Origin of the sequence: Amycolatopsis sp. (genome assembly GCF_036008905.1) — a bacterium.
Lineage (GTDB): Bacteria > Actinomycetota > Actinomycetes > Mycobacteriales > Pseudonocardiaceae > Amycolatopsis.
In genome coordinates this window covers 14,750-28,537 of the sequence record NZ_DASYMU010000031.1, presented here as the reverse complement: position 1 = coordinate 28,537, position 13,788 = coordinate 14,750, and the positions used below count along the sequence as shown (strand labels likewise).

Here is a 13,788-nt window from a genome sequence, read left to right as displayed (position 1 = left end):
CGCGGTCTCCGCGCCCAGGCGGCCCCTGACGGCACGGGGGATTCACCCGAGTACGACCCGGTACGAGGGCAAATCCCCCGCACCGCCAGGAACCACCTGGATCACGAAGCCCATCGAACAGATTCACCAGACACGACCTAGAACGTGAGCTTGAAACCCTGGTGGCTGGCCGCGAAGCCGAGCCGCAGGTAGAAGCGGTGCGCGTCGACGCGGGACTGGTCTGAAGTCAGCTGCACCAGCGCGCAGCCGCGTCGGCGGGATTCCTCGATGGCCCAGTCCATCAGCGTCCCGCCGAGGCCGCCGCCGCGCTGGTCGCTGCGCACGCGCACAGCCTCGACCTGCCCCCGCAGCGCGCCTTTGCGCGCCAGCCCGGGGATGATCGTCAGCTGCAGCGTGCCGACGACCTCGGCGCCGAGGTCGGCCACCATCAGATGCTGGCTCGCGTCGGCGTCGATGTCCTCGAACGCTTTCAGGTACGGCCCGAGGTCGTCGGTCGAATCCCGGCCGGCACCCAGCTGGTCGTCGATGAGCAACCGCACGATCGACTCGACATCTTCGCGCTTGGCGCGTCTCTGGATCTCCACCCGGCCGAGTCTAGGAGCGTCCCCAGATGACAGCTTTGAGGTCCAGCAACGTCGCTGATGTCCTCCGGCGCACGGCGGGCCGCGTGCCCGGGCGGGTCGCCCTGCGGTTCGACGGTCGCGAGTGGACGTACCGCGAGCTCGATGACGCGGTCACCAGGGCGGCGGCGTTCCTCCTCGGGCTCGGCTTGGCGAAGGGCGACCGGGTCGCCGCGTACGGCAAGAACTCCGACGCTTATCTGCTCGGTTTCCTCGCCTGCGCCAGGGCGGGACTCGTGCACGTGCCGATCAACTACAACCTCATCGGGGAAGAACTCGCGTACCTCGTGACGCAGTCCGGCAGCTCGGTCGCGTTGGTGGACCCGGCGCTGAAGGACAATGTGTCGGGCGTCGAGCGTGTTGTGCTGCTGCGCGACGGCGAGAACTCGTTGCTGGCAGCGGCTTCCGAGGGCGAAGTGCCCGAGCTCGACGTCGAAGTCGCCGACACCGATCTAGTGCAGCTGCTCTACACCTCCGGCACCACCTCGAAGCCCAAGGGCGCGATGATGACCCACCGCGCGCTCGTCCACGAGTACCTGTCCTGCCTGCAAGCCCTTGACCTGCACGAAAACGACGCCCCGCTGCACGTCATGCCGCTGTACCACAGCGCGCAGATGCACGTTTTCCTGCTGCCGTGGCTCGCGATCGGCGCGACCAACGACCTGATGGAAGTCCCCGAGCCGGGCGAGATCCTGCGTCGGCTGGAGAAGAACGGGCACGCCGCTTTCTTCGCCGCCCCAACGCTTTGGGTCGCGCTGACGAACCATCCCGACTTCGCCACGCGCGACCTCGGCAGCCTGCGCAAGGCGTACTACGGCGCGTCGATCATGCCCGGCCCGATCGTCGAGCGGCTGGCCGCGAAGATGCCGGAACTGGGGTTCTACAACTGTTTCGGTCAGTCGGAGATCGGCCCGCTGGCGACCGTGCTGGGCTCGGCCGACCACGCGGACCGCCTGGATTCGGCCGGGCGGCCGGTGCTGTTCGTCGAGGCGCGGGTGGTGGACGAGCAGGGCGACGACGTCGCGCCGAACGAGCCGGGCGAGGTTGTGTACCGGTCGCCGCAGTTGTGCCTCGGCTACTGGGACAAGCCGGAGGACACCGGGGAAGCCTTCCGCGACGGCTGGTTCCACTCCGGTGACCTGGTGCGCCAGGACGAGGAGGGCTACCTCTTCGTCGTCGACCGGATCAAGGACGTGATCAACACCGGTGGCGTGCTGGTCGCCTCGCGCGAGGTCGAAGACGCGCTGTACACGCATGCCGCGGTCGGCGAGGTCGCCGTGATCGGGCTGCCGGACGAGAAGTGGATCGAGGCCGTCACCGCGGTCGTGGTGTCCAAAGAGGACGTCGGCGCCGACGAGTTGATGGCCCACGTGCGAGGCAAGCTGTCGTCGTTCAAGCTCCCGAAGGCCGTGCACTTCGTCGACGAACTGCCGCGCAACGCGTCCGGCAAGATCCTCAAACGCGAACTCCGCGAACGGTTCTCGTGATCTCTCAGTGCCTAAGAGATCGCCATCTGTCGACAGATGGCGGGAGCGTCAGGGGGCGGTGTAGTGGCGGATTCCGTCGATCTCGGTGGCGGCGAGTTTTCCCTGGGAAACAAGAAGGTCCAGGTGGGCGCCGGTTTCGGCGACGGCGAGCATCTGGTTGAACGCGTCCATCTCCGGCAGCTTCCGCAGTTTCCGTGTCCAGCCCAGGCTCGACGCCGTCTCGTACGCGGTGCTCTTGCCTTCCAGCACCTTGGCTCCCATGGTTTCCAGCCGCTGCCGGTGGTGTTCCAGCAGCTCGTCGACGCGCGCGTGCACGCTGGGCGACACCTTCCCGTGCGCGGGCAGCATGCGCTGGTCCGGCATGGCGCGGACCAGGTTCAGCGAGTCGATGTAGTCGTTCAGCGGCAAATCCGCGGGTGAGGGCTGGAAGCCGATCGACGGCGTGATGTGCGGCAGGACGTGGTCGCCGGAGAACAGCAGTCCCGCCTCGCCGTCGACGAAGACCACGTGGCCGTTGGTGTGGCCCGGGGTGTGCACGATGTCGAGCTCGCGGCCCGGCATGATCGTGCGGCGGCCGGGGGTGAGCCACTCGTCGGGGTTTTCCCAGATATCCGTGTCGGTCGCCCGGACATGGCCCTTGAACATCTCCGCCAGCGCGGTGATGACGGCGTCGGCGCCGCAGCGCCGGAGCAGCTCGATCTGCGCGTACATCGGGCTGCGCTCGGGGTCCGCGGCGACCTTCAGCGACTGTTCTTCGAGCGCCCCGAGCGCGATCTTCCCGCCGAACTCGCGGCGCAGCGCCACGGCCTGCGTGTAGTGGTCGCGGTGCACGTGGGTGACCAGGAACTGGCTCACGTCACCGAGACCCGCGCCGATGCCCGTCAACGACGTCGCCAGCTGTTCGCGGGCGGCGTCGAGCGCCCAGCCCGAGTCGATCAGCACCAGTTCGGTGCCGTCGGTGATGGCGTAGATGTTGACCGCGCGGAGCGCGTCGTTGGGCAGCGGCAACGGGATCCGGTAGACGCCGGGCGCGACGGAGTAGATCCCCGGCTCGGTCCAGTCACGGGTTTCGTCCTCGGTCAGCGGCTCCACAGGGACCTCCTTGTCTCCTCGATCACCTTGCGGCGCGAAAGAGACGGTTGTCCAGCCGGGGAGCTGAGACTCATGTCACTGGCTGTCCTGCTTCAGCGCGGTGTCGATGGTGAGCGCCGACGCGACGACCATGCTCGCCAAGGGATCCTGCAGCGGGCGGTGGATCTCCACCACGTAGTTGTCGGCCGTGGTGAACGCGGCCTTCAGGAACCCGCCCCAGGTCTTGGTGATCTTGGCGACCTCGGTGCCGGAGTGGTCGGAGATCGAGAAGTTCCAGGCGCGCCAGTTCTCCGCCTGGATCCCGCCGATCTTCTGGCCGTTGACCGTGAAACCCAGCCGGATCTTGCCGAAGACGTTCTCCTGGACGATTTCCCCGATCGGCGAGTCGTCGGCCCTGGTCACCAGGAAGCGTGACTTGAAGATCTTCGCGGGGCGCGTCACCTTCAGCACGGTGCTGTGGTTCGCGTCGCGGACTTCGAAGCGATGGGTGAGGAACTGGTCGTACTTCGTCAGCAGCCGCAGTACCTTCCGGAAGACGCTCTGCCCGACCTGGACCACGCCGCCGAGGCGCTGCCCGTGCTGATCGAAGACGCCGAACTCGTTCGCCATCTCGATCAGTTTGGCCCGCTGGTTCACCACCAGGATCGGCTCGGTGAACAGCGTGCCGCCGCCGCTCGCGCCGGTTGCGCGGCCTTTGGTGCCCTTCGCGACCTGCTGCTGGATACGCGCGGGGTCGTGGGCCCGCTCGATGTCCAGTTCGATCGCTTCCGCGTCATGGGAGGGACGGGTGTTCGCCGTCCAGGCCTGCCCGTCCCACCAGCGTTGCAGCCGGGGGCTCTGCTGGTCGGGGTACCAGCCGGGCGGCGTCGAGGGTCTCGTCATGGCGGGTGAGCGTACTGGCGCCGCCCTGGTCCCGGCGCTGAAAAGGGGAAATACGCCGAATGTCCGAGTTGGTGGTGACCGGGTCGCCGGCCGTGGGGCGGGGCGGGCACACTTCGGCTGTGGCAAACGTGGCAAAACCTCCTTGGTCTCCCGGTGTGGCCACCGGCATCGGCTCGATGCCCGGTACGGACCCCGGCGAAGCGTCGGCGATCGTCTTCGGTGAGCTGCCCGAATTCCCCCATCTCCCCGAACTCCCCGAACGCGGTGTCGGCGCCGACATCCTCGGCCGGACGGCGGCGCTGCTCGTCGACCTGGCCGTCGACCTGGTGCCCAGCGGGTACCGGATCGCCGGGCGTCCCGGCCACATCCACCGCCGCGCGGTCGACCTGCTGCGCTGGGACCTCGACGCGTTCGAGGAGGCCCGGGAAAACGCCGGTGCCAAGGCCCAGGCGGTGAAGACGCAGTTCGCCGGGCCGTGGACGCTGGCCGCCGGCATCGAACTCGCGCGCGGACATCGGGTGCTCACCGACAAGGGCGCGCTGCGCGACTTCACGTCGTCGATGCTGGCCGGGCTCGAAGCGCATGTCGCCGACCTGAAGTCCCGCACGGGTGCGCCGATCGTCGTCCAGTTCGACGAGCCGACGCTGCCCGCGGTGCTGGAAGGTTCGCTGTCGACGCCGTCCGGTTACGGGACCGTGCGGTCGGTTCCGGAGGCCGAGGCGCGCGACCTGCTCGCGACCGTCATCGAGGCCGCCGAGCGGATGACCGGCCAGCCCGTGATCGTCCACTGCTGCGCGGCGCGGCCGCCGGTCAAGCTGCTGCGCTCGGCCGGAGCGGGCGCGCAGTCGCTCGATCTGACGCTGCTCGGCGGCGCCCCGGCTTCGCTGCTCGACGAAATCGGCGAGGCCTGGGACGACGACACGACGTTCTTCCTCGGCCTCGTGCGTTCGACCGAGCTTGATCCCAACGCCGAGCGCCCGACGCTGCACGAGAGCGCGATGTCGGCGCTGCGCCTGGTCGACCGGCTCGGCTTCAACCGCGAGATCCTCGGGCAGAAGGCGTTGCCGACACCCACGTGTGGCCTCGCGGGCGCGTCGGAGGAGTGGATGCGCTGGGCGCTCGTGCGCACCCGCGAACTCGGCAAGGCCTTCCTGGAGCCGCCCGAGAGCTGGTGAACCTCAGCCGATCTCAAGACCGCTGAAGGTGACGGCGAAACCCGTGCCTTGGGGCGACGCGCACATCACGCCCGCGAGCGTGGGCACCGTGGGCGGGAAGTACGCCAGGCGCGCCATGGTGGCCGGCTCGGCGCCGTCGAGGCCGTAGCGGACCGTCACGGTGTCGCCGGTGCGGTCGACGGCGATGGTCACCGAATCGGGTGAGATCGGCAGCGAAACCACGGACCAGTCGGACACTCCGCGCGTCACGACGACACTCAGCAGCTGCTCGCCGTCGACGTACTCGATGCCGGTCTTGATCCAGTTCTCCTCGTCGATCCGCAGCATGACGCCGGCCTGGTCGTAGAGATCCTGGTACGCGCCGGAAAACGTCGTCCGTACGACGAAGTCGCCTTCGACCGTGCGTCCCAGCACGTGCCCGGTGTCGCGGACGAAGCCGTAGTGCGTGGTGCGCCAGAAATCCGTGTCGGGTTCGGTGGTGACGGTGAGCCCATCGCCGCCTTCCCAGGACTTCGGCGCGTTCAACCAGGACCAGTCCTCGGAACCGAAAGCTCGCATGTGACCAACTTGCCACGGATGTCGTACCCGGCGCGTAGCGTGACGTTCCATGCGACTTTTCCACCGCCGCAAGAAAGACGTCTTCGACCCGCGCACGCCGTGGCCGGAGCAGCCGATCCCCGCCGACGCGCAGGCGGCGGCCACCGGGTTCTGGGAACGCTGGTACGAGCTGCTGCCGGAGATCAGCGCCGCGCTCGGAGACCGTGAACCCCAGCGGTTCGAGCACGATCTGAGCCGTGCCGTCGCGCGCGTCCACCCGGATCTGCACTTTTCCGTCGAGCGAGGCCAGCGCTCGATCTACGCGCTCGTGGTGACCGGCCAGGAAGACCCGAAACTCCGGCCGTACACCGACGCGTGGCGGGCCGCCGCGCCCGCGGACGACGCGATCTGGGAGTACCACGACTCGGTCCCTCCCGTGCCCGATCCGTCGGAGGTCACGGTGAACCTCGGCGCCCACCGGATCGCGCTGGCCGACGTCCGGGTGGCCGTGCAGGTCGACGAAGCCGAGGCGGTGGTCGACGTCGCCGTCCACCATCCGGCGTTCCCCGAACTCGACGAGCAGACCCGCACCACGCTGACCTTCCTGCCGCTGGACGCCACGCTGGGTGAGCGGCTGGCGGGAGAAAGGCTACGGCGGGTGGAGACGGCCGAAGCCGAGCCCGCGGAGGCGATCACGCTGCTTGAGCTCCGGGAACTCGTCCGCGGACTCGGCGACGAGCCTTCAAAAGATGTCGGTGCGACCGACTAAGATTACCGGCTGTGAGCAGCACAGAGCTTCCCCCAGACGAGGTCGCGCGCGGCGCCGCCGAGGACATCACGAACGTCCCGGACAAGATCCGCGAGCGCCATGGCTCGCTCGCGGAAGAGATCCGCGGGCACCAGTTCCGGTACTACGTGCTGGACTCGCCGATCATCGACGACGCCAAGTTCGACGTCCTGCTGGGTGAGTTGCAGGCGCTCGAAGAGGCGCATCCCAGCCTGGTCACACCGGAGTCGCCGACGCAGAACGTCGGCGGCACCTTCTCCACCGAGTTCATCGCCCATGACCACCTGGAGCGGATGCTCAGCCTGGACAACGTGTTCGACGCCGAGGAGCTGGTCGCCTGGGCGGAGCGCACGGAGAAGGAAATCGGCGCGACGCGGTACCTGTGCGAGCTGAAGGTCGACGGCCTGGCCATCAACCTGCTCTACGAAAACGGCAAGCTGACCCGCGCGCTGACCCGCGGCGACGGGCGCACCGGCGAGGACGTCACGCTCAACGTCCGCACGCTGGAAGAGGTCCCGGAGACGCTGACCGGCACCGACGAGTTCCCGGTCCCGGCACTGGTCGAGGTGCGCGGCGAGGTGTACTTCCGTATCGAGGACTTCCTGAAGCTCAACGCGCAGCTCGTCGAAGCCGGGAAGCCGCCGTTCGCGAACCCGCGCAACACCGCGGCTGGTTCGTTGCGGCAGAAGGACCCGAAGATCACCAAGTCCCGTCAGCTCCGGCTGATCTGCCACGGTTTCGGCAAGCGGCAGGGCTTCGACCCCGCGCGCCAGTCCGAGGCGTACGACGCGCTGGCGGCGTGGGGCCTGCCGGTTTCGCCGGACAGCAAGGTGATCGAGTCGGCGGCCGGGCTGCGCGAGCACATCGACTACTGGGGCGAGCACCGCCATGACGTCGATCACGACATCGACGGCGTGGTCGTCAAGGTCGACCAGGTCGCCCTGCAGCGCCGGCTGGGCACGACGTCGCGCGCGCCGCGGTGGGCGATCGCGTACAAGTACCCGCCCGAAGAGGTCATCACCACGCTGCTCGACATCAAGGTCAACGTCGGCCGCACCGGGCGCGTCACGCCGTACGCGGTGATGGAGCCGGTCGTCGTCGCGCAGTCCACGGTCGCGATGGCCACGCTGCACAACGGCGAAGAGGTCAAGCGCAAGGGCGTGCTGATCGGCGACAGGGTGGTCATCCGCAAGGCGGGCGACGTCATCCCCGAGGTGCTCGGCCCGGTCGTCGACGCGCGCACGGGTGACGAGCGCGAGTTCGTCATGCCGACGAGGTGCCCGGAATGCCACACCACGCTGGCCTACCAGAAGGAGGGCGACATCGACATCCGTTGCCCGAATTCGCAGTCCTGCCCGGCGCAGCTGCGCGAGCGGCTGTTCCACCTCGCCGGGCGCGGCGGGTTCGACATCGAGGTGCTCGGTTACGAGGCCGCCGCGGCACTGCTGGAGGGCGGCGCTGTCACCGACGAGGGCGACATCTTCGACCTGGACGAGGAAAAGCTGCTCGCCATCGAGCTGTTCCGCACCAAGGCCGGGGATCTTTCGGCCAACGGGCGCAAGCTGCTGACGAACCTGGAGAGCGCGAAGGACCGCCCGCTGTGGAAGGTCATCGTGGGCCTGTCGATCCGGCATGTCGGGCCGACAGCGGCGCAGGCGCTCGCGCGGGAGTTCGGTTCGCTGGAGCTGATCGAGAACGCCTCCGAAGCAGAACTGTCCGATGTGGACGGTGTCGGGCCGACCATCGCGCACGCCCTGCAGGAGTGGTTCGACGTCGAATGGCACCGCGAAGTCGTGCAGAAGTGGCGCGCGGCGGGCGTCCGGATGACCGAGGAGCGCGACGAGTCGATCCCGCGGAACCTCGAAGGCCTGTCGATCGTGGTCACGGGTTCGCTGGAGGGATTCTCGCGCGACGAGGCCAAGGAGTCGATCATGTCCCGTGGGGGCAAGGCCGCGGGCTCGGTGTCGAAGAAGACGGCGTTCGTGGTCGTCGGGGACGCGCCGGGGTCGAAGTACGACAAGGCCGTCCAGCTGAAGGTGCCGGTGCTCGACGAGGATGGTTTCCGCGTCCTGCTGGCGCGGGGTGCGGACGCGGCCGTCGAGGTCGCGCTGCCGACCGGCACCGAAGAAACCCAAGAGACCGAGGATGCCGGTGAGTGATATCGAGATCCGGCCCGCGCGGGCCGAGGAGTTCGCCACGATCGGGGAGGTCACCGTCGAGGCATACACCGCCGGCGGTTTTCTCGGCGAGAACGCCGAACCCGCGTACGAAAACAAGCTGCGGGACTCGGCTGCCCGCGCGGAGCACGCCGAACTCATCGCGGCCGTCGATGCCGACGGCACCGTGCTGGGCTCGGTCACCGTGGTCCACCCGGGCACGCTGTTCTCCGAGGTCTCCCGCGAGGGTGAGCTGGAGTTCCGGATGCTCGCCGTGCGCCCGTCGGTGAGCGGCCGGGGCATCGGCGCCGCCCTGACCGGCGCTGTCCTGGACCGTGCCCGCGAGGTCGGCGCGCATCGGGTCGTCATGTCGAGTCTCGACATCATGACCACCGCGCACCGGATGTACGAACGCCTCGGTTTCACCCGCCTCCCGGACCGCGACTGGTCCCCGGCTCCCGGCGTCCACCTCGTCGCCTACACCCACGCCCTCTAGCCGCTCCCGAATATGTCGACAAGTTCGCCGGAACGTGTCGACCCTCTCGGGCGCGTCGCGACCCCGCACGAAAACATGCCGACATATTCCGGGGTTGGTTGAGGGCGCAACGAACCGGGGAATGTGTCGACATATTCCCCGGGCGGGGGAGGGTCAGCTGTCGAGGACGACGGCGACGATGCCGGCGAAGTGGGCCAGGCGGGCGACCTCGGCCGCGCGGAACATCGGGCCGCCGGGACGGCCGACGAGCAGGGCTTTGCCCGGTTTGCCCAGCGGGGTGGCGGCGAGCTCGGTGCCGAGCTCCTGCCAGGTCGCCGGGACCCAGTCGTCTTCGGCGTCCAGGACCGTGGCTCGCTCCAGCGGGAGCCATGGCAGGTTCGTGATGGCCGCCTCGGGGGCCGCGCTGGACGACGCCAGCCGCTTCGGGCCCTCCTCGGTGTACTGCACCACCAGTGACCAGCCGGCGCGGATGATCCGTGGCACGCCCTCGGCGAGGATCTCCAGGCCAAGGGCCGGTTGTGCGGCGATCTCCTCGACGAGTTCGAGCTCGCGATGAGTATCGAGCACCCCGGCGTACGGCCGGACGGCGTCGACTTCGACCCCCTCCACGCTCTCCGCGGCGGTGATCAGCGCGTCGGGAAGACGGCCCGACGGCAGTTCCACCACCAGGTCGTCGATGGCGATTCCGTTGCCCCGTTCGACCACATCGACACTCAGGATGTCCGCTCCGACAGTTCCGAGAGCGGTGGCCACTGCGCCAAGGGTCCCAGGACTGTCCGGAAGCTGAACCCGGATCAGGAAGGACAACGCGAGCCCCTCTCGTCTCGGGCGTTCCAGCCTCGCCGTGGAACGCTCTTGCCGGGCGCCGATTGTGGCAGACGCGGCCGCCGCGTGGGGGGTGCCGTCCGCGTGGCGGGATCACGATGTGGCATAACCCAGTCGAGTCGCCCGAGGCCACCGCCATAGACTTACACCGGTTTAGCCCCCCTAAACCATGCCATCCCACTTCAGCACACCCCGGGAGAAACCCGCGTGCCCAACATTTCCCGCGACGAGGTCGCACACCTCGCCAAGCTGGCCAGGCTGGCCGTCACCGAAGAGGAGCTCGACGTCTTCGCCGGGCAGCTCGACCAGATCCTGGACTCGGTGGCCAAGGTGAGCGAGGTCGCCGGTGAGGACATCCCGCCGACGTCGCACGCCGTGCCGCTGACCAATGTTTTCCGTGACGACGTGGTCCGGCCGGGGCTGACACAGCAGCAGGCGCTTTCCGGCGCCCCGGCCGCCGAAGAAGGCCGGTTCCGCGTGCCGCGGATCCTGGGGGAGGAGTAAGCCGTGTCCGAGCTCACCAAGCTGAACGCCCAGGAGCTGGCGCAGAAGATCCAGTCGCGTGAGGTTTCCGCCGTCGAGGTCGCGCAGGCGCACCTGGACCGGATCGCCGAAGTCGACGAGTACGTCCACGCCTTCCTGCACGTCGACACCGAGGGCGCGCTCGCCGCGGCCCGCGCGGTCGACGAGGACGCTCGGAATAGCAAACGCGCGCCGAAGTCGCCGCTCGCCGGTGTCCCGCTGGCACTGAAGGACGTCCTGACCACCGAGGGCATCCCGACGACGGCCGGTTCCAAGACCCTCGAGGGCTGGATCCCGCCGTACGACGCCACCGTGACGCGCAAGCTGCGCGAAGCGGGCATCGTGATCCTCGGCAAGACCAACATGGACGAGTTCGCGATGGGCTCGTCCACCGAGAACTCGGCGTACGGCCCGACGCACAACCCGTGGGACCTCGCGCGCATCCCGGGTGGTTCCGGTGGCGGTTCGTCGGCGTCGCTCGCGGCGTTCGAGGCCCCGCTGGCCATCGGCACCGACACCGGCGGCTCGATCCGCCAGCCGGGCTCGGTCACCGGGACGGTCGGCGTGAAGCCCACCTACGGCGGCGTTTCGCGCTACGGCCTCATCGCCTTCTCGTCCTCGCTGGACCAGGCGGGCCCGTGCGCGCGGACCGTCCTCGACGCGGCGATGCTGCACGAGGCGATCGGCGGCCACGACCCCCTCGATTCGACGTCGATCGACGCGCCGGTTCCCCCGGTGGTCGCCGCGGCGCTGGAAGGCGCCAAGGGCGACCTCAAGGGCGTGCGGGTCGGTGTGGTCAAGGAGTTCGGCGGCGACGGCTACCAGGGCGGCGTGCTGCGCTCGTTCGAGGCCGCCGTGCAGCAGCTGCGCGACCTCGGTGCCGAGGTCGTCGAGGTGTCCTGCCCCGCGTTCAACTACGCGATGCCGGCGTACTACCTGATCGCGCCGAGCGAGTGCTCCTCGAACCTCGCCCGGTTCGACGCCATGCGCTACGGCCTGCGCGTCTCCGACGACGGCGAGCACAGTGCCGAAGAGGTCATGGCGCTCACCCGCGAGAAGGGCTTCGGAGCCGAGGTCAAGCGCCGGGTCATGCTCGGCACGTACGCCCTTTCCTCTGGCTACTACGACGCGTACTACGGCTCGGCGCAGAAGGTGCGCACGCTGATCTCGCGCGACTTCGACGCCGCGTTCGAGAAGGTGGACGTGCTCGTGTCGCCGACCACGCCGACAACGGCGTTCAAGATCGGCGAGCGGGTCGACGACCCGCTGGCGATGTACCTGGCCGACCTCTGCACCATCCCGTCGAACCTGGCGGGCAACGCGGCCATGAGTGTCCCGAGTGGACTGTCCGATGAGGACGGCCTGCCGGTCGGCCTGCAGATCATGGCGCCGGCTTTGGCCGACGACAGGCTGTACCGCGTCGGCGCCGCTTACGAGCTGGCGCGCAACGACGCCGCGGGTGGCTCACTGGTCCACCAGGTCCCGACGTTGGAGGCGGCGAAGTGAGCAAGGTCAAGGGAATCTTCGGCCTGGCGGCTTCGGTCGCGGGCGCGGCCGGTGCGGTCACGAGTGTGCGCGCGGCCAAGGACAAGCAGGACAAGCTGTTGCTGGCCAACGCGGGCGCGAGCGCGCTCGCCGCGATCACCGGCGTCCTGCTGGCTCTCCGGAGCCTCAGGCAGGGTGGTTTGAAGAGGGAGAGCACGAAATGACGGCCGTGGTTGATTTGATGGACTACGCCGAGGTCGTCGAGCGCTACGACCCGGTCCTCGGGCTCGAGGTGCACGTCGAGCTCAACACCAACACGAAGATGTTCTGCTCCTGCCCGACGACGTTCGGCGGCGAGCCCAACACCCAGGTCTGCCCGACCTGCCTCGGCCTGCCCGGCTCGCTGCCGGTCGTCAACGGCCTCGGTGTCGAGTCGGCGATCCGGATCGGCCTCGCGCTGAACTGCGAGATCGCCGAGTGGTGCCGCTTCGCGCGGAAGAACTACTTCTACCCGGACCAGCCGAAGAACTTCCAGACCTCGCAGTACGACGAGCCGATCGCCTTCAACGGCTACCTCGATGTCACGCTCGACGACGGTGAGGTCGTGCGCGTCGAGATCGAGCGCGCGCATATGGAAGAGGACACCGGCAAGTCGCTGCACAAGGGCGGCGCGACGGGTCGTATCCACGGCGCCGACTACTCGCTGCTGGACTACAACCGCGCCGGCGTGCCGCTGATCGAGATCGTCACGAAGATCATCCCGGGGCACGGCGAACGCGCTCCCGAGGTGGCCCGCGCCTATGTCGGCGCGCTGCGGGACCTGCTCAAGGCGCTGGACGTCTCCGATGTCCGGATGGACCAGGGTTCGCTGCGGTGTGACGCGAACATCTCGCTCATGCCGAAGGGTTCCGACGAGCTCGGCACGCGTACCGAGACCAAGAACGTCAACTCGCTGCGCAGCGTCGAGCGGGCCGTGCGCTACGAGATGACGCGCCAGGCCGCGGTGCTCGCGAGCGGCGGCAAGGTCAAGCAGGAGACGCGGCACTTCCAGGAGGGCGACGGCACGACTTCGCCGGGCCGTACCAAGGAAACCGCCGAGGACTACCGGTACTTCCCGGAGCCAGACCTGGTCCCGATCGCGCCTTCGCGCGAGTGGGTCGAGCAGCTGCGCAAGACGCTGCCCGAGATGCCGCAGGAGCGCCGCAAGCGCATCCAGGCCGAGTGGAAGCTGACCGACGAAGAGCTGCGGGACCTGCTCAACGCCGGTGCCGTCGACCTCGTCACGGCCACGGTCGAAGCCGGTGCCGGGTCGACGGAGGCGCGCGGCTGGTGGGTGAACTTCCTGTCGCAGGAGGCGAACACCCGCGAGGTCGAGCTGACCGATCTCCCGATCACGCCGTCGCAGGTCGCGCAGGTCATCGCGCTGATCGACTCCGGCGAGCTGAACAACAAGCTCGCCCGCGAGGTCGTGCAGGGCGTGCTCGCCGGTGAAGGCGAGCCCGCCGAAGTCGTCGAGAAGCGCGGGCTGAAGATCGTCTCCGACGACTCGGCGCTGCTCGCGGCGATCGACGAGGCACTGGCCGCGAACCCCGATGTCGCGGACAAGATCCGCGATGGCAAGGTGCAGGCCGCCGGGGCGATCGTCGGCGCGGTCATGAAGACGACCAAGGGCCAGGCGGACGCCAAGCGGGTCCGCGAGCTGATCATCGAGCGGCTCGCCTGAG

General features: G+C 68.8%; 14 protein-coding genes. 9 read left to right on the top strand and 5 right to left on the bottom strand.

The genetic code is table 11. The features are described from left to right. Positions 1-137: 137 nt before the first annotated feature. Positions 138-584, bottom strand: a complete 447-nt coding sequence (locus tag VGP60_RS06120; protein WP_327546875.1) for a GNAT family N-acetyltransferase — start codon at positions 582-584, stop codon at positions 138-140. A gap of 26 nt (positions 585-610) precedes the next feature. On the opposite strand from VGP60_RS06120, the gene VGP60_RS06115 reads away from it, so the two are divergent. Then, positions 611-2,107, top strand: a complete 1,497-nt coding sequence (locus VGP60_RS06115) for an acyl-CoA synthetase (RefSeq protein ID WP_327546874.1) — start codon at positions 611-613, stop codon at positions 2,105-2,107. Positions 2,108-2,155: 48 nt separating this feature from the next. Here VGP60_RS06115 and VGP60_RS06110 read toward each other — a convergent pair whose 3' ends face one another. Together VGP60_RS06110 and VGP60_RS06105 are read right to left on the bottom strand one after the other, a co-directional pair. Next, the gene (locus VGP60_RS06110; RefSeq protein WP_327546873.1) at positions 2,156-3,199 is read right to left on the bottom strand and encodes an MBL fold metallo-hydrolase; all 1,044 of its coding nucleotides are present in this window, start codon (positions 3,197-3,199) and stop codon (positions 2,156-2,158) included. Between the two features lie 75 nt (positions 3,200-3,274). Next, positions 3,275-4,081: a phospholipid scramblase-related protein gene (locus VGP60_RS06105; RefSeq protein WP_327546872.1), complete on the bottom strand. Its 807-nt coding sequence runs from the start codon at positions 4,079-4,081 to the stop codon at positions 3,275-3,277. Positions 4,082-4,209: 128 nt separating this feature from the next. Here VGP60_RS06105 and VGP60_RS06100 point away from each other — a divergent pair, with 128 nt between their 5' ends. After that, the gene (locus VGP60_RS06100; RefSeq protein ID WP_327546878.1) at positions 4,210-5,256 is read left to right on the top strand and encodes a methionine synthase; all 1,047 of its coding nucleotides are present in this window, start codon (positions 4,210-4,212) and stop codon (positions 5,254-5,256) included. 3 nt (positions 5,257-5,259) lie between these two features. On the opposite strand, the gene VGP60_RS06095 is transcribed toward VGP60_RS06100, so the two are convergent. Beyond that, positions 5,260-5,814 (bottom strand): DUF1349 domain-containing protein, encoded by a 555-nt coding sequence (locus tag VGP60_RS06095; RefSeq protein WP_327546871.1) that lies wholly within the window; start codon positions 5,812-5,814, stop codon positions 5,260-5,262. Positions 5,815-5,863: 49 nt separating this feature from the next. Here VGP60_RS06095 and VGP60_RS06090 point away from each other — a divergent pair, with 49 nt between their 5' ends. The 3 genes from VGP60_RS06090 to VGP60_RS06080 all read left to right on the top strand — a co-directional run bounded on the left by VGP60_RS06090 (position 5,864) and on the right by VGP60_RS06080 (position 9,232). After that, positions 5,864-6,562 carry a hypothetical protein gene (locus tag VGP60_RS06090; protein WP_327546870.1) on the top strand — a complete coding sequence of 233 codons (699 nt, stop codon included), beginning with the start codon at positions 5,864-5,866 and terminating at the stop codon, positions 6,560-6,562. A 65-nt stretch (positions 6,563-6,627) separates the two neighbouring features. Beyond that, entirely contained in the window at positions 6,628-8,739 is a 2,112-nt protein-coding gene (ligA, locus tag VGP60_RS06085) for an NAD-dependent DNA ligase LigA (protein WP_414640298.1), read from the top strand. Continuing rightward, the gene (locus VGP60_RS06080) at positions 8,732-9,232 is read left to right on the top strand and encodes a GNAT family N-acetyltransferase (RefSeq protein WP_327546868.1); all 501 of its coding nucleotides are present in this window, start codon (positions 8,732-8,734) and stop codon (positions 9,230-9,232) included. The genes ligA and VGP60_RS06080 overlap by 8 nt, the downstream gene beginning before the upstream one ends. 153 nt (positions 9,233-9,385) lie before the next feature. On the opposite strand, the gene VGP60_RS06075 is transcribed toward VGP60_RS06080, so the two are convergent. After that, the gene (locus VGP60_RS06075; RefSeq protein ID WP_327546867.1) at positions 9,386-10,039 is read right to left on the bottom strand and encodes an amino acid-binding protein; all 654 of its coding nucleotides are present in this window, start codon (positions 10,037-10,039) and stop codon (positions 9,386-9,388) included. A gap of 225 nt (positions 10,040-10,264) precedes the next feature. Here VGP60_RS06075 and gatC point away from each other — a divergent pair, with 225 nt between their 5' ends. Genes gatC through gatB form a run of 4 tightly spaced genes read left to right on the top strand, consistent with a single transcriptional unit; the run spans position 10,265 to position 13,787 of the window. Continuing rightward, positions 10,265-10,561, top strand: a complete 297-nt coding sequence (gatC, locus tag VGP60_RS06070; RefSeq protein WP_327546866.1) for an Asp-tRNA(Asn)/Glu-tRNA(Gln) amidotransferase subunit GatC — start codon at positions 10,265-10,267, stop codon at positions 10,559-10,561. A gap of 3 nt (positions 10,562-10,564) precedes the next feature. Then, a complete protein-coding gene (gatA, locus tag VGP60_RS06065) occupies positions 10,565-12,085 on the top strand; it encodes an Asp-tRNA(Asn)/Glu-tRNA(Gln) amidotransferase subunit GatA (protein WP_327546865.1) in 1,521 nt (506 codons plus the stop codon). Then, a complete protein-coding gene (locus VGP60_RS06060; protein ID WP_327546864.1) occupies positions 12,082-12,288 on the top strand; it encodes a hypothetical protein in 207 nt (68 codons plus the stop codon). Before gatA ends, VGP60_RS06060 begins: the two co-directional genes overlap by 4 nt. Next, positions 12,285-13,787, top strand: coding sequence for an Asp-tRNA(Asn)/Glu-tRNA(Gln) amidotransferase subunit GatB (gene gatB / locus VGP60_RS06055; RefSeq protein WP_327546863.1), 1,503 nt, complete (start codon positions 12,285-12,287; stop codon positions 13,785-13,787). Before VGP60_RS06060 ends, gatB begins: the two co-directional genes overlap by 4 nt. Position 13,788 lies beyond the last annotated feature (1 nt).